The sequence below is a fragment of the Nitratireductor lacus genome, assembly GCF_056431025.1.
Genome location: NZ_JBWKMB010000006.1, coordinates 55,018 through 78,208, shown reverse-complemented (window position 1 = coordinate 78,208; position 23,191 = coordinate 55,018). Strand labels below are relative to the sequence as shown.

Here is a 23,191-nt window from a genome sequence, read left to right as displayed (position 1 = left end):
CTATTCGGCGGCTTCCGAGTAGGAGGCCGGCAGATAGTTGAGCACCGGCCCGAGCCAGCGCTCCACATCCGCCACGTCCATGCCCTTGCGCGCCGCATAATCTTCCACCTGGTCGCGCTCGACCTTGGCAACGCCGAAATAATAGCTTTCGGGATGCGAAAGGTAGAGACCCGATACCGAGGAGCCCGGCCACATGGCCATGCTTTCGGTCAGTTCCACACCTGCATTCTTCTCCGCATCCAGAAGCCTGAACAGCGTCACCTTCTCGGTGTGGTCGGGCTGCGCCGGGTAGCCCGGAGCCGGGCGGATGCCGAGATAGGGTTCGGCAATCAGCTCTTCGGGCGTGTAGCTTTCATCGCCCGCATAGCCCCAGAACTCCTTGCGCACCTTCTCATGCATGCGTTCGGCGAAGGCTTCCGCAAACCGGTCGGCCAGCGCCTTCACGAGGATCGAGTTGTAGTCGTCGTTTGCCCGCTCGAAGCGCTCGGCAATCGCCACTTCCTCGATGCCCGCCGTCACGACGAACCCGCCGATCCAGTCCGGCTTGCCGCTGTCCACCGGCGCAACGAAGTCCGACAGCGCAACATTCGGCTTGCCGCCGCGCTTGGTAAGCTGCTGGCGCAGCGTGAAGAAGGAGCCAAGCTCCTCTTTCCGCGTTTCATCGGTGAAGAGGCGCACATCATCGCCCACGGCATTGGCCGGCCAGAACCCGATCACGGCGCGCGGCACGAACCACTTTTCGTCGATGATCTTCTTCAGCATTGCCTGCGCGTCGGCAAAGAGCTGCCGCGCGGCCTCGCCCTGTTTCTCGTCCTCGAGAATTTTCGGATATCGCCCCTTCATCTCCCAGGTCTGGAAGAAGGGTGTCCAGTCGATATAGCGCGCAAGCTCTTCCAGATCCCAGTTTTCGAAAACCTTCGTGCCGGTGAAGCTCGGCTTCGGCGGCGTGTACGCCGCCCAGTCGATCCTGTGCGGATTGGCGCGGGCCTTGTCGATCGGCAGGCGCTGCTTGTCACGCTCGGAGCGTTCATGCGCTTCCGTCACCTTGCGATATTCCTCGCGCAGATTTGCAACAAAACCGTCGCGCGCTTCCGGCGAAAGCAGGTTCGAGACCACGCCCACCGCGCGGCTCGCATCGTTCACGTGAACCGCCTGCCCGCGATCATAGCTCGGATGGATCTTCACCGCCGTGTGCACACGGCTGGTCGTCGCGCCACCGATCAGAAGCGGAATGTCGAACCCTTCGCGCTCCATCTCTGCCGCCACATGCACCATCTCGTCGAGCGACGGGGTGATGAGACCGGACAGACCGATGATGTCGACCTTCTCTTCGCGGGCGGTCTCAAGGATCTTTGCCGCCGGCACCATCACGCCAAGATCGATGATCTCGTAATTGTTGCAGGCGAGAACCACGCCGACGATGTTCTTGCCGATGTCGTGCACATCGCCCTTCACCGTGGCCATCAGGATCTTGCCGGCGCTCTCGCGCTCGCCGCCGCCATTGGCGCGTTTTTCTTCCTCCATATAGGGAAGAAGAACCGCCACGGCCTGCTTCATCACACGTGCGGATTTCACCACCTGCGGCAGGAACATCTTGCCCGCGCCGAACAGATCGCCGACCACGTTCATGCCGGCCATCAGCGGCCCTTCGATCACGTGCAGCGGGCGCTCGGCGTTCAGCCGTGCTTCCTCGGTGTCCGCGTCGATATATTCGGTGATGCCGTTGACCAGCGCATGCTCCAGCCGCTTCTCGACCGGAAGCTCGCGCCAGGAAAGGTCCTTTTCCTTGGCCTCGCGCCCGCCGGTGCCGCGATAGCGTTCGGCGATCTCCAGCATGCGCTCCGTCGCCGTGCCGCCGGCCTTGGGCGCGCGGTTGAGCACCACATCCTCGCAGGCCTCGCGCAGCTCCGGATCAATGGCGTCATAGACGGCCAGCTGACCGGCATTGACGATGCCCATGTCCATGCCCGCCTGAATGGCGTGATAGAGGAACACCGCGTGCATTGCCTCGCGCACGGGCTCATTGCCGCGGAACGAGAAGGAAAGGTTCGACACACCGCCCGAAATATGGACATGCGGCAGGGTGCGAATGATCTCGCGCGTCGCCTCGATGAAGTCGACACCGTAATTGTCGTGCTCCTCGATACCGGTCGCCACGGCAAAGACGTTCGGATCGAAGATGATGTCTTCCGGCGCGACGCCGGCCTTCTCGGTCAGAAGCTTGTAGGCGCGGGTGCAGATTTCCACCTTGCGCGCCTCGGTGTCGGCCTGACCGGTTTCGTCAAAGGCCATCACGACCATTGCTGCCCCATACATGCGGCACAGATTGGCCTGATGCAGGAACGCCTCCTCGCCTTCCTTGAGCGAGATGGAGTTGACCACCGCCTTGCCCTGAACGCATTTCAGGCCGGCCTCGATCACCTCCCATTTGGAGGAATCGATCATCACCGGCACACGCGCGATGTCGGGTTCCGCCGCCACCAGGTTGAGGAACTCGATCATCGCCTTTTTGGAGTCGATCAGGCCCTCATCCATGTTGATGTCGATGATCTGCGCGCCGCCTTCCACCTGGTTGCGCGCGACATCCAGAGCGGTCGCATAATCACCCGCGGTGATGAGCTTGCGGAATTTTGCAGAGCCCGTGACATTGGTGCGCTCGCCCACATTGACGAAGGGAATGTCGTCGGTCAGCGTGAAGGGCTCCAGCCCCGAAAGCCGCATCAAGGGTGCTCGCTCGGGGATTTCGCGCGGCGGATGGTTCGCCACCGCGTCGCGGATCGCGGCGATGTGCTCCGGCGTCGAGCCGCAGCAGCCGCCGACCACGTTGATCAGCCCCTCGCGCGCGAATTCCTCGACCTGCTCGGCCATCATCTCCGGGCTTTCGTCATACTGGCCAAAGGCGTTCGGAAGACCGGCGTTCGGATAGGCGCAGATCAGCGTATCGGCCACGCCCGAAAGCTCCGCCAGGTGCGGGCGCATGGCCGCAGCGCCCAGCGCGCAGTTCAGACCGATCGTAATCGGCTTGGCGTGCCGCACCGAATGCCAGAAGGCCGTGGGCGTCTGGCCGGAAAGCGTGCGTCCGGAAAGGTCGGTGATCGTGCCGGAGATCATCACCGGCAGGCGAATGCCACGCTCTGCGAAGATTTCCTCGCATGCGAAGATCGCCGCCTTGGCGTTGAGCGTGTCGAAGATGGTTTCGATCAGCACGATGTCCGTGCCGCCATCGAGCAGCCCGCGCAGCTGTTCGCCATAGGCAATGCGCAGATCGTCGAAGGTCACGGCGCGGTAGCCGGGATTGTTCACGTCCGGCGAAATGGAGGCGGTGCGGTTGGTCGGCCCGAGCGCGCCGGCCACGAAACGGCGCACGCCGTCCTTCTGCTCGGCGCGGATCGCCGCGCGGCGGGCAAGCCGCGCACCATCGCGGTTCAGCTCATAGACCATGTCTTCCATGCCGTAATCGGCCTGGGCGATGGTCGTGGAGGAGAAGGTGTTCGTCTCGAGAATGTCCGCACCCGCCATCGCATAGCGGAAGTGTTCTTCCTCGATCGCCTTGGGCTGCGTCAGGTTGAGCAGGTCGTTGTTGCCCTGCTGGTGGCAGGCGCAGCCGGTGAAGCGGTCGCCGCGGAAATGATCCTCGTCGAAGCCGAGCCCCTGAATCTGCGTGCCCATCGCGCCGTCGAGGATGAGGATACGCTCGCGCGCTGCCTTGTGCAGCGCGGCGAAGATTTCCGATCCATCCGGCTTTTCGCCAACGGGGCCAAACAGTTCATCGATAGACGACATATGCGACGCTTTTCATCCTTGATACGACAATGGACCTGCATCACATAAAGATATCTTTATGTCAACATGCACGCGGCGTCATATCACGGCTCAGCGTTGCACCGGCGCGGGGCCGAACATCCCTATTCGGCCCTTGTCACCGCCTCGAAACTCTCTTCCAGAACGCCGAGCAGATGGTCCGCATTGGCTCTAGAAAAGATCATCGACGGGCGCATCTTCAGCACATTGTCATAGGGGCCTTCGGTGCCCATCAGCACCCCGCGCGCCCGCGCCTCGTTGCAGATCGCGCGCGCTGATGCCGTGGCCGGCATCTTCGTCTCACGGTCCTCGACAAGCTCGATGCCGAGGAACAGGCCCATGCCGCGCACATCGCCGATCAGCGGATAGCGGTGCTGAAGCTCGATGAAGCCCGCCTTGAGATACGCGCCGATTTCCGCCGCATTCTCCCGCAGGCCGTCACGCTCGATCGTGTCGATCACCGCGAGACCCACCGCGCAGGAAACAGGGTTTCCGCCGAATGTGTTGAAATACTCCATCCCGTTGTGGAAGCTTTCGGCGATCTCCCGACACACCACCAGCGCGCCCATGGGATGACCATTGCCGATGGGCTTGCCCACCGTGGCGATGTCCGGCACCACGCCCTGCGTCTCGAATGCCCACCAGTGGCTGCCGATGCGGCCAAAGCCCACCTGCACCTCGTCGGCGATGCAGATGCCACCCGCCGCGCGCACCATGCGGTAGACTTCGTCCAGATAGCCTTCCGGCATGAACACCTGCCCGGCAACGCTCGGGATGGACTCGGCGATGAAGAAGCCCGGAGCCTCGCCCTTGGCCGCCATCGTGTCGATCTGCTCGGCAACACTTGCCGCAAACCGCTTCGCCAATTCTTCCTGCGGCCAGTCGGCCGGCGCGCGATAGGCGTCGGGCAGGTCGGCCACATGCACATGCGGCTTCGGCCCCTGCCCGCCCTTGCGGCGGAACTTGTAGGGGCTGAGATCGATCAGTTCCTGCGTCGTGCCGTGATAGGACCAGTCGAGAACGATGGCGTTCTCCCGGCCCGTATGCGCCCGCATCATGCGCAGCGCCAGACTGTTTGCCTCCGAGCCCGAATTCACGAAGGCCGCAATGGAGAGCTCCTTCGGCATGGTCGCCGTCAGGCGTTCCGCATAGGCGACGATGTTGTCGTGCAGGTAGCGCGTGTTCGTGTTGAGCGTCGCCGCCTGTGTGGCGAGCGCCTCCACCACCGCCGGATGGCAGTGGCCCAGATGGCAGACATTGTTGAAGCAATCGAGATAGGCGCGACCCCGGTCATCGATCAGCCACACGCCCTCGCCCTTCACGAACTTGATCGGCTCCTCATAGGAAATCGACAGGTTCGGCAGGAGCAGCGACTGGCGTTTTTCCACGATCTCGGCCTTGGAAAGCCGGCCCGCATCAACCGCCACAAGCCCGGCAAAGTCGCTGGCGTCGGGGAAGAGTTCGCCCCACGTTTCCAGATAGCGCGTCTCGCCAACGCCCAGAATGTCGTCGGCGCTCATCGTCGTGTCGCAGGCGATCTGCAGATGCAGATGCGGCATCCAGCCGCCATTTTCCTTCGGCCCGCCCATATGGGCCAGAAAGGCGCCGGCCTCGACCCGGTCGCCCACCTTCAGCCGGTCTGCAACCTCATGGGCAAGATGCCCCCACAGCGACAGGAAGGCCGGGCCATCTTCCGGCTCATGCTCCAGCACCATCACCGCGCCATAGCCAAGCCGCGCAGCCTCGACGCCCACTTCCTTCACCGTGCCGGCAAGCGGCGCATAGAGCGCGGCTCCCGCCGGCAGGAACAGATCGAGCCCCAGGTGACGCCTGCGGCGCTCGCCGGCGATCAGACGGGATTCGAAAATCTCGCTCGTGTAGACGCTGCGTTCCTCGCCCCATGGGCCAATACCCAGAATGCGCGTCGCGTCGCCCACCGCGTCTTCCCAGAGCGCCTGCGCCTCGTCCGGCCGTTCTTCAGCCGAGGCGATGGCAATTGGGTCGCTCTGGTCGCCAAGCGGCACATGGGCGGTCGGATAGCTCGCCGCCGCGCGCACCAGCACCGGCGCGAAATTGCGGCGATTATTCGCCAGCCAGCTTTTCACCGCGCGTGCGCCCGGCATCGCCTCGAAGCCACAGGCATTGCGCAGGATCGCCGTGGCGAAACGCGGGTCCATCGCGCCAAGCCGGCGCAGCAGGTCCCAGGCAGGCTTTTCACTCACCGCGAGATAGGGATTGTCGGCCACTTCCGACTGGCGGCTGGCCGAGATCGTCACCGAGGTGACGAGCCGCATGGCAACGAGATCGAACAGGAGATCGACCTCTTCTTCACGCAGCGGATACCGCGCATGGAAACCGGCCGCCAGCGCGCCGATGGCCCCCAGCGGATCATCGCAGTCGAGCGCGCCATAGGCGCCGGCAATGGCCACTTCGCAGATCAGCGCGCTGTAGAGCGCATCGCCGAAATCGATCAGACCGCAGATCTTCGTGTGGTCCGCCGGATCGACCAGCACGTTCCAGTCATTGGCGTCGTTGTGGATCACCCCGCCGCGCAGGCGGTTAAGCTGCGGCAGAACAGAAACCTCAAAACGGTCGATGAAGCGCTCTGCCAGCGCGCGGTCGTCCGCATCCCGGATCCTGTCCAGTCGCGCGCGGCTGTTGCCGGCAAGGCGCAGATCCCAGTCCAGCGGGCGCACCGCGCCGGGATGCATGAAACCGTTGAGCGCATTGTTGAACCGGCCAAGCAGTTCGCCGAGGCTCTCCATGGCCGCCTCGCTGCGTGGCGCCTCGGCAAGCGGCATGCCCTCAATCCAGCTGACAAGCCGCAGCCGGTGCGTTCCGCCACTGGCGGAAACCGCCTCGCCAAGCGCCTCACCCTTCAAGGTCGGCAGGAGCGCCGGCACGGGCAGGTCGGGCGCGTGCCGCGCCATGTGCTGCAGGAGCGCCGTCTGGAAATCGCTTTCCTCGACGGGTTCAGCCGCATTGATGATCTTGAAGATGAATGCGCCGTCCGGCGTCTTCACCCGGACATTCTGGTCCCGCTCGCTTTCCAGCACCGACAGCGCGCCTTCGATGCCATAGATATCCAGCAGAAGCCGGCGCACCTCTTCCTCGGAAAAGCGCGGAACCGTGTCGAGAATTGCAGTCATTCGCCCTAATCTCCCAAGCGCAGCTCTGGATCGCCCTGCGTCCACCCGGACGCATATGAACGATCCGGACCGGGCGGCAGACCTGTCATCCACCCATGCCTGCCCGGCCCGATGCCGCTATCCGTTTCACGATGCGGCCCCGTTCGCAAGCCGCCCGGGCGAAACGTCACACAGCTTTCGACTGAAGTTCCGCGATCAGCTCCGCCGTCGTCACCTGCCGGCAATAGCCCTTGATGGTGCGCAGCGAATTGTCGTGGCGCTCCTGGCTGTAGGTCAGGCAGGCATCCGTCACCTGTGTCACCAGATAGCCCAGATCGCAGGCATCGCGAATGGCGCTCTCCACGCACTGATCGGTGATCAGCCCGCAGATGATGAGCTGCTTCACGCCGAGATTGCGCAGAATGTAGTCGATATGGGTCGAGACGAAGACCGACGAGGAGGATTTCGGCAGCACGATCTCGTCTTCGCCCGGCGCGATCTGGTCGATCACCTTGCCGTCCCAGGACCCCTTGGCCACGTTGAAGCCAGTGATCTTGTAGTCGAGGCTGCGGTCGCGCCCGTCCAGCGTCAGGCTTTCAATGGTGGTGTACATCACCTCCACGCCGGCGCTGCGGCAGGCCGCCTGCAGTTCCTGCATGCGCGGGATCACGTCTGCGTCGAGCCGGTCGAAATACCAGCGGTATTTTTCTTCAAACGTCTTCTCGTCGAGATCGGCGAATTCCGCCCCTTTCCTGTGGGCGCTGAAATTCTGCACATCCACATAGAGGATCGCTGCCTGGCCCGGCTCGATGGGAACGTTGCGCGTCAGTTCCATTCCTATAACTCCGTTACGAAGCGATGCACGACGGCGGTCATGAGCTTGGCCCATTCTGCCTGCCCGCCGGCATCTGCGATGAGATCGTTGCGAATTTCAATAAGGCTGTGCGGCAACCCGCTTTCTTCTCCATGACGCGGCACAAACCAATCCGACTCATCATCGATCTGGTAGGGCTCGTTCATGCCAATGGTCAGGTCCGGCGCATTCTCCAGCACGAGTTGTCGCAGGCGCTCGGAGGTCGCTGTGTCCTTGCGATAAAGGAAGCTGATTTCCCAGGGGCGCGGAACACCGTCCTGTAGCTGCGGGTTGAAACTGTGGATCGACAGGATCGCCCGGCAGTGCGGCGCTTCGCGCATCATCGTCACCGCCGCATTGAACGGCTCGAATATCTCCTGCGTGCGGTGGGCGCGCGCATCGTCGCTCAGGGAGCGGTTGCCCGGCACGATCACGCCATCGCTTACCTCCGGCATCGCGTCGGGTGCTTCCGGCGGTCGGTTGCAGTCGATCACCAGCCGGCTGTAGCTCTGAAACACCGCCGGCGCACCCAGCTGTTCGGCCATCAGCCGCGTGACGGCGGCGGCCCCGATGTCCCAGCCGATATGCGCCTCGCGCGCATCGTCCGGAAGACCGAGACCGTTCAGGGCTGCCGGCACCGTCTTGCCCGCATGCTCGCAGACCAGCAGCACCGGAAAGCTGCTTTCCTGATTGATAATGGTGACCGGATCCGGATCGAGCGGCGACAGAAGCCGACCGCTTTCCCCGATAGATGTGTGAAGGCTCATACTTTCTCCGCCTTGAGGGCTGGCGACGGGATAAGGCCGTTCGGGCGGAAGATCAGCACGAGAACGACCAGGCAAAGGGCGATCGGATCACGGAACTCCTGCATGCTGGCCGGCAGATAGGCGGCCAGATAGATTTCGATGAAACCGAGCAGGAAGCCGCCGGCCACGGCACCGCGCAGCGAGCCGAGCCCGCCGAGAATGGCCGCGATGAAGGCCTTGAGAACGGGCGTGAAGCCCATCAGCGGATCGACCGAGGCGCGCTGGCTCACCCAGAGAACGGCGGCAACGCCGGCAAGGAAGCCCGACAGTGCGAACGCGCCGGCAATCACCGTGTTGGCGCGAATGCCCATGAGGCGCGCCACCGAGAAATCCTCGGCTGCCGCCCGCATGGCGATGCCGATGCGGTGATGCTTCATGAAGCGGTCGAGGAAGATCAGCATGACGATGGTGGTGGCGATGGCCGCAATCTTGTTGACGCCGATCACCAGCCCGCCGAAGCGCACGCTTTCAGACAGGATTTCCGGCACCAGAACGGCCTGCGAACGGGCGGAAATGAAGTTCTGGAACAAAACCTGGAGGATCATCGAGACCGCGAAACTGGTCACCAGCATGGTCGCGCCGGAGGCGTTTCTGACCGGCCGGAAGGCAATGCGCTCCATCGCCACGGCGGCAAGCACCGCCGCCGCAATGGCCAGCAGAATGGAGAAGGCGAAGGGAACGCCCGCCAGCCCGCAGGCCATCAGGATATAGCCGGCGATGGTCATCAGCTCGCCATGGGCGAAGTTGATCAGCCCCATGGTCGAGAAGACCATGGCAAGGCCCAGCGCCAGCAGCGCATAGGTGCCGCCCAAGGCAAACGCATTGACGGTTTGCTGTAGAAACAGATCCATTACTCGGCCCCCAGATAGGCAGCTTGCAGCGTGTCGGAATTGCGCAGTTCGGCGGCCGTGCCGGAAGCTGCGATGCGGCCGCTGGCCATCACGTATCCGCGATCCGCGACCTCGAGCGCCATCGAGACGTTCTGCTCGACAACCACCATGGTCACCCCCTGCTTGCGCAACACGGTGATCAGCTCGAAAACCTGCTCGACGATCTTCGGCGCGAGCCCCAGCGACGGTTCGTCAAGCAGTAGAAGACGCGGATTGCTCATCAACGCGCGGCCAACGGCCAGCATCTGCTGCTGGCCGCCCGAAAGCGTTCCAGCAAACTGCTCACGGCGCTCACGCAGGATAGGAAACAGGTCAAAGACCCGTTCAAAAGCCGTTTTCACCTCGGCCTTGTCCCGCATCGAATAAGCGCCCATGAGCAGGTTTTCCTGCACGCTGAGCGTGCCGAAGACGCGCCGCCCCTCCGGCGACAGCGTCATGCCAAGGGAGGCAAAACGCTCCGGCGCGCTGCCGGTCACATCCTGCCCCCTGAAGGTGATCCTGCCTGCGCTGGCCGGTGCCAGACCGACCAACGCATTGAGCGTCGAGGACTTGCCAGCGCCATTGGCGCCCAGAAGCGCGATGATTTCGCCTTCACGCACGTCCAGATCGATACCGCGCACCGCCTGCACGGCACCGTATTGCACCTGGAGCGACTGGACTGTCAGTAGCGCAGACACGTCCTGCCTCACTGAACGCGGGGTTCGGGGATGAGCGCGGCGTCAGGCGTCGGCTGGCCGATCAATTCGCGCCCGCCATCCTTCACGCGGATCAGGCTCACCTCGCGCAGGGGCATGCCATCCGTGCCCTTGTAGGTGATGGTGCTCGTCGCGCCCTGGACGTTCTCCAGATTGGCGATCGCATCGCGCAGCGTTTGCGCATCGGTGGAACCGTCCGCTGCGATCACCGCCGCCTCGATGACCTTGATGAGGTCGTAGCCAACCGCGTTGAACACGGTTTCTGGTGCCTTGCCGTTCACCTCTTCAAACTTCTTGTTGAAGGCTTCGAGCGGGCTACCCTCGGTCGGGTGACCTGCGGTGGTGAAGACAAGTCCTTCGGCCACCGCGCCAAGCGAGAAAGTGGTCGGGCTGTCGATGCCGTCGGAACCGATGATCTGGCTTTCCACGCCCGCCGCACGCAGCGCCTTCAACATGGAGGGGAAATCCGGCTCATAGGTCGAGGTCATGATCACATCGGGCTGCGGGTCGAGCGCAGCGATGCGGGTCGCGATGGCCGAGAAATCCTGCTGGCCGATCGTGTGCGTGTCCTCGCCCAGCATCTTGCCGCCAAGCTTCTCGAACACTTCGGCGAAGTAGAGCGGCATGGTCGTGTACTGCGTGTCGGGCGAATAGATGATGTAGGCGCTGCGGTGGCCCTCGTCATAGGCCCATTTGGCCGAAACGGTGGCCTGCACATTGTCGCCCGGGAAGTTGGCGAACATGTAGTCGCCGCCGATCTGCGGCAGGGTGGGCGAAGAGGCACAGGTGGAAATGGCCGGGATCTGCGCTTCGGTCACAACGCCGATTGCCGCCAGCGCCGGGTCGGCATCGCAGGGCAGCACGATCACGGAAACGCCCTCATCCACCAGTTCCTGGGTGGCAATGGAGGTCTGCGCCGCGTCGGAACGCACATCCTTTTCCAGAAGCTCGATCTTGATCTTGCCATCGATGCCGCCGGCCTCGTTGATTTCGTTTACTGCGATGTGAATGCCGTCGATCACGGGCGTATCAAAGGGTGCGAGTGCGCCGGTCTGTGCGGTTGCGACACCGACGCGCAGCGTTTCTGCCGCAGCCGGAAACGCCATCGCACTGGCGAGAAGCGTGGATATGAGCAGTTTGTTCATGTCAGTTCCCTCTTTCTTTTTCGTTCGTTTGTCAGGCGGCCTTGCCCGGCCCGAGATATGCCTCGATGACCGCCGGGTTCTCCCGAATGGCAGCCGGGGCGCCATCCGCAATGAGCTTTCCTTCGTTGAGCACGACAATGCGGTCGCACAGTTCGTTGATCAGCTTCAGATCGTGGTCGACAAGCACGACGCCCAGTCCCAGATCGGCCGATAGCACCTTCAGCCGTTCGATCAGATCGTCGGTCTCTTCGCGGTTCATGCCGGCAGCCGGTTCATCGAGCAGAAGCAGCGTCGGTTCGCAGGCGAGTGCGCGCGCAATCTCCACCCGGCGCTGCTCACCATAGGAGAGTGTTCCAGCATCCTCGCCGGCGCGTTCCTCGATGCCGAGGCGCGCGAGTGCGGCACCGGCCCGCTCCTCCGCATTCTTTCCGCCATGGGTGGAAAGGGCCGCTGCCAGAACGTTCTGATAGACGGTCAGCGTCGGGAACAGGCGAATGTTCTGGAATGTGCGGGCGATGCCTGCGTCGGCAATCTTCTCCGATGCCACGCCGGTGAGCGATTTCGAACCCAGCACCACATCGCCTTCGGTCGGCTTCAGCACGCCGGAGATGATGTTCAGAAGCGTCGTCTTGCCAGAGCCGTTGGGGCCGATGAGGCCCAGAATTTCGCCCGGATTGACGGAGATGCTCACATCGTCCACCGCTCGCAGACCGCCAAACTGCATCGAAACATGCTCGACCTTCAGAAGGTCGTCGCTCGTGCGTTTGCCGAGCGCTTCGGCCCGACCTCGCTTCGGCCTGAACGGGAAAGCGCGCTCTTCCCATTCCTTGAGCCCCATCACGCCTTCCGACATGCGGAACATGGCAAACAGGATGAGCAGGCCAATACCGATCTGTGTCGTGCCGAACACGGCAGGCAGCTCGAAACCGCCAATGGAAAGACCGCTTTCAAAGCGGCGCAGGATTTCGGTGATAACCGTGATCAGGATCGTGCCAGAGATGGCGCCCGTCACGGTGGTCATACCACCGACGATCAGCATCGCCAGAAGCAGGAACGTGTCGTGGAAATAGAACTTTTTGGGACTGAAAGCGCCCAGAAAATGGGCGATCAGCGCGCCCGAGAGCGCCATGATGGCGGCACTCAGAACCCATGAGACGAGGCGTTCGCGCTGCACATTGATGCCAACGGCCTTGGCCGCAATGGCGTTCTCACGGCCCGCCCTCAAGCGTAGACCCGAAAGGGAATCGCGATACCAGCGCGCCGCGATCAGCGCGATCACACAGGCCACCGCGGCGATGATCAGCGTCGTGTCACGCGGAACGCCGAAAAAGGACTGCGCGCCACGCGTCACGTCGCGCCAGCCGATGATCACGCCATGCACAATCACCAGCAGGCCGAGCGTGGCGATGGACGCCGCCGACCCTTCCAGCCTGCCGATGGCAATGCCGATCAGAAGCGCAATGACCGCCGTCACCAGAACCGCAACGATGATGGCCGGGATGAGCGAAAGTTCGGTTGCAGCAAGCCAGTCCGGCAGCCCGCGCAGCGTCGCCATTTTCAATCCCGCCGGCAGCGTCAGAAGGCCCGACACATAAGCACCGATGCCCATGAAGGCCACATGACCGAAGCTCAGGATTCCGCTGTTGCCGCTATAGACGCCAATGCCCGTCACCGCGATCAGCGAGATGAAGAAAACAGTCAGCACGCGCTCGGCAGCGGCACCGAAAAGACCGGCAACGACAACCCCCGCCACCGCCAGAACGATAATGGCGAGAGCGGCTGCAGTGAAATGCTGGCGCGATGACGTGAACATGAATTCCCCTCTGGCTCCCTTCCCCCTAGCTTTGATATTATTTTTTCATAGTCAACCAGAATTTTTCATATTGACTTATGATTTTCAAAATCGTCTCTTCGCCTCGGAGGAGATCAATGCAAGTCAGACAAAGGCTGGAGAACCTGTCGAGCGAGCTCACGGCGACCGAAAGGAAGCTGTGCACCGCGCTGTTGCTCGACTATCCCTATGCGGGTCTCGACACGATCCAGGATCTCGCCAGCAAAACCGGCACCTCATCGCCCTCCATCTCGCGTTTCGTCACCAAGCTCGGCTTTCAGGGCTATCAGGATTTCCAGCGTCATCTGATCGACGAGATACGGCAGGCGAACCGCTCTCCGCTCGATCTCCATGTGGGCGACCGCCCGATTCAGGGAGACTTTCTCGAAGACTTCGTCTCCCGCGCCGTCAACCTTATCTCGGCATCGGCATCCGCAATCACCAGCGCGCAGTTCGAGCGGGTCTGCGATCTTCTTGGCGATGAAAAGCGCAACATCTATCTGATCGGCGGGCGCATCAGCGATGCCATCGCGCTCTACGTCTCGCGCCATCTGCGCCAGGTGCGCAGCGGTGTCTTCCACCTGCCGGCGGACCCGGAAATCTGGCCGGAATACATGCTGCGCATGCGTTCGAAAGACGTGCTGTTCATGGTGGATTATCGCCGTTACCAGCGCAATCTGGCCGAGCTTGCCCGGCGCGCCAAGGCGCAGAGCGGCGTCCAGATCGTTGTCCTGACCGACAAGTGGATGTCGCCCGCCGCCAATCACGCCAATGAGGTCTTCGCCACCCCCATCGAAAGCGGCACCGTCTGGGACAGCTATTCCGGCGCCATGGTGCTGATGGAGGCGATGCTGACCCGCATTGCCGAAACGAACTGGGACAAAACCCGCAAACGCATCGAAGCCTGGGACTCGCTCCGCTTCGATCATGGAGCACGCGACGATGATCAGTAATCCCTTGATGTTTGCCGCCACCTCGGACTTTTCCGGCATCACGCGCGGCAAGGCCTTTCCCTTGAAGGAAATGGAAAAGCGCTTTCGTCAGGGCGTGGGCTGGACACCCACCAATGTGCAGATCACCTGTTTCGACACAATTGCCGAGAGCCCCTTCGGCTCCTTTGGCGATCTGATCCTCGTGCCGGATGCCGACACGGCCGTCACGCTCGATCTCGAAGATGGGGGCCCCGTCGAGCGCTTCGTGCTCGGCGACATCCTCCATCTTGAGGGCGATCCATGGAGCTGCTGCACCCGCTCCATCCTCAAGACCGCGCTGAAGCGGCTCGAAGATGTCTCCGGCCTGCGTCTTGTCGCGGCCTTCGAGCACGAATTTCAGTCCCGCAATCCATCACAGGGCCCTGGCGAAGCCTTCGGTCTGGCCAGCTTCGGCAAGCACCGCGCGTTCGGCGAAACGGTCATGGCCGCGCTGGAAGTGGCCGGTGTGAAGCCGGATACCTTCCTGAAGGAATACGGCTCCGACCAGTTCGAGGTCACCAACGGGCCCGATCTCGGCGTTACCGCCGCGGACACCGCCGTCAAGGTGCGTGCGGTCACAAAGCTTGTCGGCGAGCGCATGGGCGAGCCTGTAACCTTCGTGCCCATCCGCGATCCCGCCGGCGTCGGCAATGGCGTCCATGTGCATATGAGCTTCGTGGATGAAAACGGCGCACCCGCCACCTACGACCCCGACGCACCGTGGGGCATGGCGCAGAAGACCGGCTCCTTCATCGCCGGCATCCTGAAATATATGGACAGCATTGTCGCGCTGACCGCGCCGTCCGCCATCTCCTACACACGCCTCACGCCGCACCGCTGGAGCGCAGCCTTCAACAATCTGGGCTATCACGACCGCGAGGCCGCCGTGCGCATCTGCCCGGTGACGAGCGCCAGCGCGGAAAGTGCCGCAAAACAGTATAATTTCGAGTATCGGGCAGCCGATGCAACAGCCTCCCCCTATCTGGTTCTCGCAGCGCTTGCCCATGCCGGCGCGCAGGGCATCGAAGAAGGTCTTACCGCACCGCAGGTGACGGAAGAAGACCTCTCCGAACTGCCCACCGCAACACTCGCCGAGCGCGGCTTGGTACGTCTGCCGCAGTCGCTCGGTGAAGCGCTGGAACGCCTCGAACAAAACCCGCGCGTGGCCGAGTGGATTGGCGCGGAAGCGCTCGACGTCTACCTCAAGCACAAGCGCGGCGAGCTTGCCCAGACCGCCGACCTCAGTGAGGCGGAACGCTGCGCGCGCTACGAAGCCGTCTACTGATCAGCCGTCCAGGGAGGGAGAACCAGAATGACCGGTCTCTACGAACGCGAAAGCCGCAGCGTTTCCACGCTCGCTCATCTGCGCTTTTTCCCGCAGGCGGTGACGGGCGGCAAGGGCTCGATGCTGCGCGGCGATGATGGACGCAACCTTCTCGACGTCGCCGCCTCCTGGGGGGCGGCCAGCCTCGGCCACGGCCACCCCGCACTCGCCGAGGCCGTCAACCGGGCGCTGTCCGACCAGGCCGGAGCCAGCTATCTCTCCACCGCCAACGAGCCCAGCGTCCTCCTTGCCGAGAAGCTGCTCTCGCTGGTGCCGGAGCGCGCCGCCGGCCGTGTCTGGTTCGGCCATTCGGGCTCGGACGCGAACGAAACCGTCGCCCGCGCGGTGGTTGCAGCAACCGGCCGGCCGCGCATCATTTCCTTCAAGGGTGCCTATCACGGCGGCACGGTGGGCTCGGTGGCTATTTCCGGGCACCCCGCACAGGGCGGCATCGAAAAGGCGGCTGGCCTCAGCCTCGTCCCCTATCCGGATTCCTATGCATCGGGCAGCCCGGAAGCCGCATCGGAGGCAGGGCTCGCCCATATTGAAGAGCTCTTCGCCACCTCCGTCTCACCGCAGGACGTGGCGGCCTTCTTCATCGAGCCGATCCAGTCGGATGGCGGAATGCTTGTGCCACCACCGGGCTATTTCAAGGAAGTCGAAGCGCTCTGCCGCAAGCATGGCATTCTGCTTGTCTGCGACGAGGTGAAGGTGGGTCTCGCGCGCACCGGACGCCTCCACGCCTTCGAGCACAGCGGCATCGAGCCCGATATCGTCGTGTTCGGCAAGGGGCTTGGTGGCGGGCTGCCCATCTCGGCGGTCGTCGGCCCCGAAGCCATCATGAACCACGCCTCGACCTTTTCATTCCAGACCCTGCATGGCAATCCGGTCTGCGCGTCGGCGGGCCTCGCCGTGCTTGAAACCATCGAGCGCGAAAATCTGGTCGAAAACGCCGCCAGAGTCGGCGACACGATGCTTTCCGCCCTGCGCGCGCTGCAGGAAAAACACCCCCTCATTGGCGATGTGCGCGGCCACGGGCTTGCCATCGGCGTCGAGCTTGTCAGTGACCGCGAAGCCCGCACGCCCGCCATCGAGCAGACGGCGCTCACCGTCTACCGCGCCTTCCAGCTCGGCCTCGTCATCTACTATGTGGGCCTCAATTCCAACGTTCTGGAATTCACCCCGCCCCTGACAATGAGCGAGGACGAAGCCCTTCGCGGGATCGCCATTCTCGATCAGGCTCTGAGCGACGTGGAAGCCGGCAGGGTGGACCCGCAATTGCTGGAGCGCTTTGCCGGCTGGTAAGTGCGTCAGGACTGGGCGATGGCCGAAATCTGCTCCAGTTCGGCATAGCTGCCGCCGGTGGCCGCGAGCACACGCGCCGGTGCGTGGAAACCATCGCGCGGGAAAGGCAGAACCGTGCCACCGGCCTCGCTGACGAGGCAATAGCCGGCCATGCAATCCCAGGCGTTCATACTCGGCTCCGCATAGCCGACCAGCCGGCCCGCCGCCACATAGGCAAGCATCAGCGCCCCCGAACCGTTGCGGATGAACGTTCCGCCGATCTCGAAAAGGTTTTCCACGATGCGCGCGGCAGCAGCCGGCTCGACGCGATCATTGGAGCCAAGCCCCACCACGCCGTTGCGAAGATTGAGCTGGTCCGCAACACGGATCGGCTTTCCGTTGAGCGTCGCCCCACCGCCACGGCGGGCGCTGTAGCACTCGTCGAAGCAGGGCGCGACAATGACACCGAGCACCGGCTCGCCATCGATCGCGGCACCCACGGAAACACACCAGTTCGGCATGCCGTTCAGGAAAGCGCTGGTGCCGTCGATCGGATCGATCACCCAGGTCAGGCCGCTTGTGCCTTCGGTCAGCCCGTACTCCTCGCCAAGCACGCCGTCCGAGCCGAAGTGCTTCGCGATCTCGGCGCGGATCAGCTCTTCGACCTTCTTGTCGGCCTCGGAAACCAGATCCTGCGGGTTGCGCTTGGTCTCGATGACCAGTTCGTCGCGCCGTGTGAAATAGTCGAGGGCGGCAGCCCCCGCAGCCTTGGCCATGGTCTCGGCAAAACCCAGCCGTTCGGCAAGGTCGGTATCGGAAAGGGACACGCGGTTCTCCTGAATGGTCGTTGTCATACGGTTATCAAGGCTATGCCGCGATCGCGGAAGCCGATGGAAACATCGGTCGCCGGCGGCAGCGGGTCGGTCGTCGCATTGTCGACGACGAAGATTGTTCCGGATGCGAGTTCCACCTCATATTCGACATGGTCGCCGAGATAGGCCGAGCTCTGAATCCGGCCGGGCAGGCTGGCATCCCCGCCCGCCTCAAGGCGGATGGCGTTTGCCCTGACGGCCAGTTTTGCCGGGCCGGGGCGTGCCGCCTTCCGTGTCGGCAGCGTGTGCTGCAGGCCGCCCACCTGAACCGTCGCGCGCCCCTCTGCAATGTCCAGCACCTCGCAGGCGAGCACATTGGCCTCGCCCATGAAGTCCGCGATGAATTCGGAAGCCGGTTCCTCATAGAGTTCGCGTGGCGGGCCTTCCTGCGCAACCAGTCCGCTTTCCATCACCACAATCCGGTCGGAAACGGCCAGCGCCTCTTCCTGATCATGCGTCACATAGACGGCGGTGAAGCCGAGCCGCTGCTGCAGCTCGCGGATTTCGGTGCGCACACGGCGGCGCAGCCTCGCGTCGAGATTGGAGAGCGGCTCATCGAGCAGAAGCACCTGCGGCTCCAGCACCAGCGCGCGGGCAACGGCGACGCGCTGCTGCTGCCCGCCGGATAGCTCCGCCGGCAGGCGCGCGCCAAACCCTTCGAGGCCGACCAGCGCCAGGCCCGCATGCGCATTCTCCCGCGCTTCGGCCTTCGACTGGCCGCCTGCCTCCAGCCCGTAGGCCACATTGTCGAGCACGCTCATATGCGGGAACAGCGCATAGGATTGAAACACCATGGCCACGTCGCGCTCATTGGCCGGCAGGCGCGTCACATCATGCCCGCCGATCTCGATGGTGCCCGCACTTGGCGTCTCCAGCCCGGCCAACATGCGCAATGTGGTGGTCTTGCCGCAGCCCGAGGGGCCCAGAAGCGTGACCAGCGTGCCCGGCTCGATCTCCAGATCGAGATCGCGGATTGCGGTGAAAGATCCGAAATCCTTGCGCACATTGCGAAAACGGACGGAACCGCGTTGCGAATTGCTCATGCCTTTGCCTCCAGACTGGAATGGGCGCGTTTTTTCGCGGCCGGGCGACTGACTGCGTTTTCCCGTCTCAGCCGGCGCTCGCCGACAAGAAGCTGGAACCCGCCTATCACGGTGATCATGACAAGGATGAGAACCGAGGAGTAAGCGATGGCGATGCCGTATTCGCCGTTCTCCACCAGCCCCACGATATAGGCCGTTGCCATGTTGTATTTGGCGCTCACCAGGAAGATGACGGCGCTGATCGAGGTGATGGCGCGCACGAAGGAATAAACCAGTGCCGCCATGATCGCAGGGCGCAGAAGCGGCAGGATCACCCGTCGGATCGTGCGCGGGCTCCCTGCCCCCAGCGTGATCGACGCCTCGTCCAGGCTCTTGTCGAGCTGGCTCATCGCCGCCACGCCGCCGCGCACGCCAACCGGCATGTTGCGGAACACGAAGCAGGCAATCAGGATCAGCGCCGTACCTGTCATTTCGATGGGCGGCAGGTTGAAGGCCATGATGTAACTGATGCCGATCACCGTTCCGGGGATGGCGAAGCTCATCATCAGCGCGAACTCGAAGGCGTTCCGGCCAAAGAAATTCTGCCGGACGATGAGATAGGCCGTCAGCAGCCCCACCGCCGCCGTCAGCGGCGCTGCGATCAGCGCGATTTCCATCGTGGTCCAGAAACTGTCCCACGCAACGCCGGTCCATGCCAGCGCCCCTTCGCGCCATTCGACCGAGAAGCCGCGTGCATAGTGCTCCAGCGTCAGCGTGTGATCGAGGCCCCAGGTGGTGACGAACCCGCCAAAGATGATCATGCCATAGACCGCCAGCGTGAAGATGATCCACGGCACCACGATTGCATAAAGCAGGGCGACGAGTGGACCGGGCAAGGCGGCGTGTTTGCCTGAATCTCCCTTGCCCGTCACCGTTGCGAAATTGCGGCCGGCGAGCCACACACGCTGAAGCAGGAAGGCGGAAAGCGTAAACGTCAGAAGAACGATCGCCAGCACCGCCGCGCGCGACGGATCTGTCTGCGCGCCGACCACGGCGAAGAATATCTCGGTCGAGAGAACCCCATGGCTTCCGCCCAGCACCAGCGGATTGCCGAAATCCGCCATGCTCTCGATGAAGCCGATCAGGAAGGCGTTGGCGAGCCCCGGTGCCATCAGCGGCAGCGAGACCTTGCGGAAGGTGCGCCAGCGCCCCGCCCGCAATGTCTGCGAGGCCTCTTCCATGGATGGGCTCACGCCTTCCACCACACCGATGAGAACGAGGAAGGAAATGGGCGTGAAGGAAAGCACCTGCGCGATCCAGATGCCGGTCAGGCCGTAAAGCCAGCGGCCGAGCTCTATCCCCGTCAGCGCCTCGATCCACCCGGTCACGAGCCCCGAGCGGCCGAGCATCATGGTCAGCGCAAGACCGATGACGAAGGGCGGCGTGATGATGGGCAGAATGGTGAGAAGCCTGAGGCCCTTCTTTGCCGGAAAGCCCGTTCGGGTTGCCACCAGCGCGAAGGCGAGACCAAGCAGCGTCGAGGCGCTTGCCGTCATCACGGCCAGAAACAGCGTGCGCCAGGCCACGCCGCACCGCGCCCCGCCAATCACGCAGTCCAGGCTCCAGATGGCCGGGTCCTGAATGTTGCGAATAAAGCCGTCCGGATTGAAGGAGCCGTCGAAATCCTGAAAGGAGCCGGCGAACATCGAAATGATCGGATAGAAGACGAAAACGCCCACGAGCGCGATCAGAAGGATGATGGAGCCGACCGTGAAGGCGTCGCCCTTCATGGCTCCGCGTTCGGCCAGCCCGTAGGCGATGAGGGCCAGAAAGCCCAGCGAGAGAATGACCGCGCCCGCGCCAAAGGCCGGCTGGCCTGGCTCCAACGGACCGAACAGTGCATCGCCGATGCCCCAGGCCCACCCCCAGAAAGTGATGGCAAGCCCCTGCAGGACCATGAAGCCGACCCCGATTGCGCCGATGAGCGCGAGCCGCCCTCCACGCGCATTTCCGGCGGGCATGATAAACCGTGTGGCAATCGCTGCCGCGAACAGGGCGAATGCGATCAAGAGCCAGAAGCGACCAAGAAAGAGCTGCAGAAATCCGGGATAGAGATCCGGTTCGCCTGCCATCTCCCCCACCCATTCAAGGGCGAAGAACCCACCTTCAACCCTGTACCAGGGCAGAAGGCAAATTGCGGCAAGGCCGAGCCCGAACGTTATGTCGAGCCGACGGTTTTCGCGCGTCATCATGTGTAGTCCTGTGCGTGAGAAGCGCCTCGGGTTCCACCCCAATGGAACCCGAGGCTCCGGAACGCGAGATCAGTTGGCGATGGCGCCAATCTCACGATCCCAGCGCTCAAGCAGCGCCTTTCGCTTTTCCGAGCTGCCATAGGTGGTGAAGTCGTAGTCGATCAGCTTCACCTCATCGAGGCTCGGAGCTTCCTCAGGAACCTCAGCCGAGGCATTTGACGGAATCTGGAACGATTTCGCTTCCTTCAGGAGCGATTGCACATCCGGCTTCAGCACCCAGTCATACCAGGTCTTGGCTTCTTCGATGTTGCGGGCGCGCTCGACAATCGACATGGAGCCGATCTCGTAGCCCGTGCCCTCACAGGGCGCGACGACCCCCACCGGGAAACCTTCGACCGCCTGCGAAACCGCATCATGCATGAAGACGATGCCGATCCCGGTTTCACCGCGCGCCGCAGCCTTCACCGGCGCGGAACCCGACTTGGTGTATTGCGAGACGTTGTCGTTCATCTTCTTGAGGAATTCGAACGCCTCGTCTTCGCCCATGAGCTGCACAAGCGTCGCCAGCGCCGTGTAGGCTGTGCCCGACGAGTTCGGGTTCGCCACCTGGATTTCGCCTTTCAGCGCCGGGTTCAGCAGATCCGCCCAGCATTTCGGCGGCTCGATGCCCTTTCCGGCCAACACCTCCTTGTTGTAGCCCCAGCCAAGCGCGCCGGAGTAAACACCAACGGTCTTGTAGTCGGCACTTTCGGCCTGCTTGACCGCCCAGGGCAGAAGCTCATCCAGCATCGGCGACTTGTACGACATGGTCAGCCCGTCGGCTGCTGCCTGAAGATGCGGATCGCCGGTGCCACCCCACCAGATATCCGTCTTCGGATTGCGCGCTTCCGCGCGAACCTTTGCATAGGCTTCGCCGGACGACAGCCGCACCATGGAAACGTCGATGTCGTGCTGGGCTTCGAACGTTTCGACGAGCAGTTCGCAGATCACCACATCTGCCGAGCAGATAAGGTTCAGTTCAGCCGCATTCGCCACGGCCTGCGACGCAAGAGCCGAACCGGCAGCAAGCGCAGCCGTGGCCAGATAGTTTTTCCTCATTAAAGCCTCCCTTGGTGCGTATCGATCTTTTTTTGCACACGTGTGCAATGTTCATCCGGCTTTGCCCTGCTGTCAACGTGTTTCGTCATAAAAATTTCACCTGAAATTATATTTTGAAACGAATGTTCTATTTTCCTTCCGTGGAGCCGGGTTATAATCCACTCCTTCAAAGCCCGCATTCAGGGCCCGCATTCAGGAGCGAAAGTGCCGGGACGCAAGAACTCTGTCAGCGCAAAGGATGTGGCCGCACGCGCCGGTGTTTCGCGGGCGGCGGTCTCCCGCACGTTCACCCCCGGGGCGAGCGTTTCGAAAGAAACCCGCAGCAAGGTTCTCGAAGCCGCGGAAGCACTTGGGTATCAGGTCAACCACCTGGCCCGTGGCCTCATCAGCCGGAAGACGGGCATCGTCGCGCTGATCGGGGCTGACCTGGCCACTCCCTATCGTTCCGAGCTGATCCGCGTTCTGACCGAACGGCTACAGGCCTCCGGGCGCGTGGCAATCCTTATCAACACCGACCGTTCCGACTCGACAGTCGATGTGGCGCTGCAACAGGCGATCCGTTACCGGGCCGAGGCTGCCGTGGTGCTTTCGGGCATGCCGGACAGGTCGATCAGCGAACTCTGTCATCGGAACGGGTTACGGCTCGTTCTTATCAATCGGGACGATGCACACTCGGGCTCGGTGCAGATCCGCCTCAATGATGCGGAAGCGGCGCGGGTGGCGCTGGCTTCGTTCCTGCGTGCAGGATGTCGCCGCCTGGCGCTTGCCTCGTCACAGGCCGGCACGCCAAGTCTTCTCGATCGGGAGAACGGTTTTCTTGCCGAGGCCGAAAAGCGCGGCCTCCCCGTGCTGTGCGAGCGGCTTGGCCCGACCAGCTATGAAAGCGGTCTCGCTCTCGGGGAGCGGCTTCTGATGCGGGCGGAGAGGCCCGACGCGGTGTTCTGCACCACCGACCTCCTCGCATGCGGGGTCATGGATGCCGCCCGACACCGTTTTTCTCTCTCGATCCCGAACGATCTCTCGGTCATCGGGTTCGACGACATTGAGCAGGCGAGTTGGGATGCTTATGCGCTAACGACCTTCCGGCAGCCGGTTGAAGAGATTGGCGCTGCCGCAGTCGACTGGCTTTCCGATGGCGACGCGGCCGATGGACCCCGCATCATTCACCTCACGGCGCCCATGTCCTGGCGGAAATCGGTGCGCGGCAATGGAAAATAGC

16 protein-coding genes are annotated in these 23,191 nt (G+C 63.0%); 4 read left to right on the top strand and 12 right to left on the bottom strand.

Annotated features, from left to right (window positions below):
• The 8 genes from metH to AC07E3_RS06755 all read right to left on the bottom strand — a co-directional run bounded on the left by metH (window position 1) and on the right by AC07E3_RS06755 (window position 13,131).
• Window positions 1-3,783: a methionine synthase gene (gene metH / locus AC07E3_RS06790; protein ID WP_478360790.1), complete on the bottom strand. Its 3,783-nt coding sequence runs from the start codon at window positions 3,781-3,783 to the stop codon at window positions 1-3.
• 122 nt (window positions 3,784-3,905) lie between these two features.
• On the bottom strand, window positions 3,906-6,950 hold the full coding sequence (locus AC07E3_RS06785) for an aminotransferase class III-fold pyridoxal phosphate-dependent enzyme (RefSeq protein ID WP_478360788.1): 3,045 nt from the start codon (window positions 6,948-6,950) through the stop codon (window positions 3,906-3,908).
• A 166-nt stretch (window positions 6,951-7,116) separates the two neighbouring features.
• The gene (locus AC07E3_RS06780; protein ID WP_206546927.1) at window positions 7,117-7,764 is read right to left on the bottom strand and encodes a cysteine hydrolase family protein; all 648 of its coding nucleotides are present in this window, start codon (window positions 7,762-7,764) and stop codon (window positions 7,117-7,119) included.
• 2 nt (window positions 7,765-7,766) lie between these two features.
• Window positions 7,767-8,549, bottom strand: coding sequence for an N-formylglutamate amidohydrolase (locus AC07E3_RS06775; protein WP_478360786.1), 783 nt, complete (start codon window positions 8,547-8,549; stop codon window positions 7,767-7,769).
• The gene (locus AC07E3_RS06770) at window positions 8,546-9,439 is read right to left on the bottom strand and encodes a branched-chain amino acid ABC transporter permease (protein ID WP_336067316.1); all 894 of its coding nucleotides are present in this window, start codon (window positions 9,437-9,439) and stop codon (window positions 8,546-8,548) included. Before AC07E3_RS06770 ends, AC07E3_RS06775 begins: the two co-directional genes overlap by 4 nt.
• Entirely contained in the window at window positions 9,439-10,155 is a 717-nt protein-coding gene (locus AC07E3_RS06765) for an ABC transporter ATP-binding protein (RefSeq protein ID WP_336067318.1), read from the bottom strand. The genes AC07E3_RS06770 and AC07E3_RS06765 overlap by 1 nt, the downstream gene beginning before the upstream one ends.
• A gap of 8 nt (window positions 10,156-10,163) precedes the next feature.
• Window positions 10,164-11,318 carry an ABC transporter substrate-binding protein gene (locus tag AC07E3_RS06760; protein ID WP_336067322.1) on the bottom strand — a complete coding sequence of 385 codons (1,155 nt, stop codon included), beginning with the start codon at window positions 11,316-11,318 and terminating at the stop codon, window positions 10,164-10,166.
• A 31-nt stretch (window positions 11,319-11,349) separates the two neighbouring features.
• A complete protein-coding gene (locus tag AC07E3_RS06755) occupies window positions 11,350-13,131 on the bottom strand; it encodes a branched-chain amino acid ABC transporter ATP-binding protein/permease (RefSeq protein WP_478360783.1) in 1,782 nt (593 codons plus the stop codon).
• A 116-nt stretch (window positions 13,132-13,247) separates the two neighbouring features.
• On the opposite strand from AC07E3_RS06755, the gene AC07E3_RS06750 reads away from it, so the two are divergent.
• Genes AC07E3_RS06750 through AC07E3_RS06740 form a run of 3 tightly spaced genes read left to right on the top strand, consistent with a single transcriptional unit; the run spans window position 13,248 to window position 16,749 of the window.
• Window positions 13,248-14,102 (top strand): MurR/RpiR family transcriptional regulator, encoded by an 855-nt coding sequence (locus AC07E3_RS06750; protein ID WP_223004783.1) that lies wholly within the window; start codon window positions 13,248-13,250, stop codon window positions 14,100-14,102.
• Window positions 14,092-15,405, top strand: coding sequence for a glutamine synthetase family protein (locus tag AC07E3_RS06745; RefSeq protein ID WP_478360781.1), 1,314 nt, complete (start codon window positions 14,092-14,094; stop codon window positions 15,403-15,405). Before AC07E3_RS06750 ends, AC07E3_RS06745 begins: the two co-directional genes overlap by 11 nt.
• A 27-nt stretch (window positions 15,406-15,432) precedes the next feature.
• Complete coding sequence (locus tag AC07E3_RS06740; protein WP_478360779.1) at window positions 15,433-16,749, top strand: aspartate aminotransferase family protein; 1,317 nt, start codon at window positions 15,433-15,435, stop codon at window positions 16,747-16,749.
• Window positions 16,750-16,754: 5 nt separating this feature from the next.
• On the opposite strand, the gene AC07E3_RS06735 is transcribed toward AC07E3_RS06740, so the two are convergent.
• The 4 genes from AC07E3_RS06735 to AC07E3_RS06720 form a co-directional block, all read right to left on the bottom strand.
• Window positions 16,755-17,582 carry an inositol monophosphatase family protein gene (locus tag AC07E3_RS06735; protein WP_478360777.1) on the bottom strand — a complete coding sequence of 276 codons (828 nt, stop codon included), beginning with the start codon at window positions 17,580-17,582 and terminating at the stop codon, window positions 16,755-16,757.
• Window positions 17,579-18,643, bottom strand: a complete 1,065-nt coding sequence (locus AC07E3_RS06730) for an ABC transporter ATP-binding protein (RefSeq protein ID WP_478360775.1) — start codon at window positions 18,641-18,643, stop codon at window positions 17,579-17,581. The genes AC07E3_RS06735 and AC07E3_RS06730 overlap by 4 nt, the downstream gene beginning before the upstream one ends.
• On the bottom strand, window positions 18,640-20,871 hold the full coding sequence (locus tag AC07E3_RS06725) for an ABC transporter permease (protein ID WP_478360920.1): 2,232 nt from the start codon (window positions 20,869-20,871) through the stop codon (window positions 18,640-18,642). Before AC07E3_RS06725 ends, AC07E3_RS06730 begins: the two co-directional genes overlap by 4 nt.
• A gap of 72 nt (window positions 20,872-20,943) precedes the next feature.
• Window positions 20,944-21,972, bottom strand: coding sequence for an ABC transporter substrate-binding protein (locus AC07E3_RS06720; RefSeq protein ID WP_336067337.1), 1,029 nt, complete (start codon window positions 21,970-21,972; stop codon window positions 20,944-20,946).
• Window positions 21,973-22,176: 204 nt separating this feature from the next.
• Here AC07E3_RS06720 and AC07E3_RS06715 point away from each other — a divergent pair, with 204 nt between their 5' ends.
• Complete coding sequence (locus AC07E3_RS06715; RefSeq protein ID WP_478360773.1) at window positions 22,177-23,190, top strand: LacI family DNA-binding transcriptional regulator; 1,014 nt, start codon at window positions 22,177-22,179, stop codon at window positions 23,188-23,190.
• Window position 23,191: the final 1 nt, after the last annotated feature.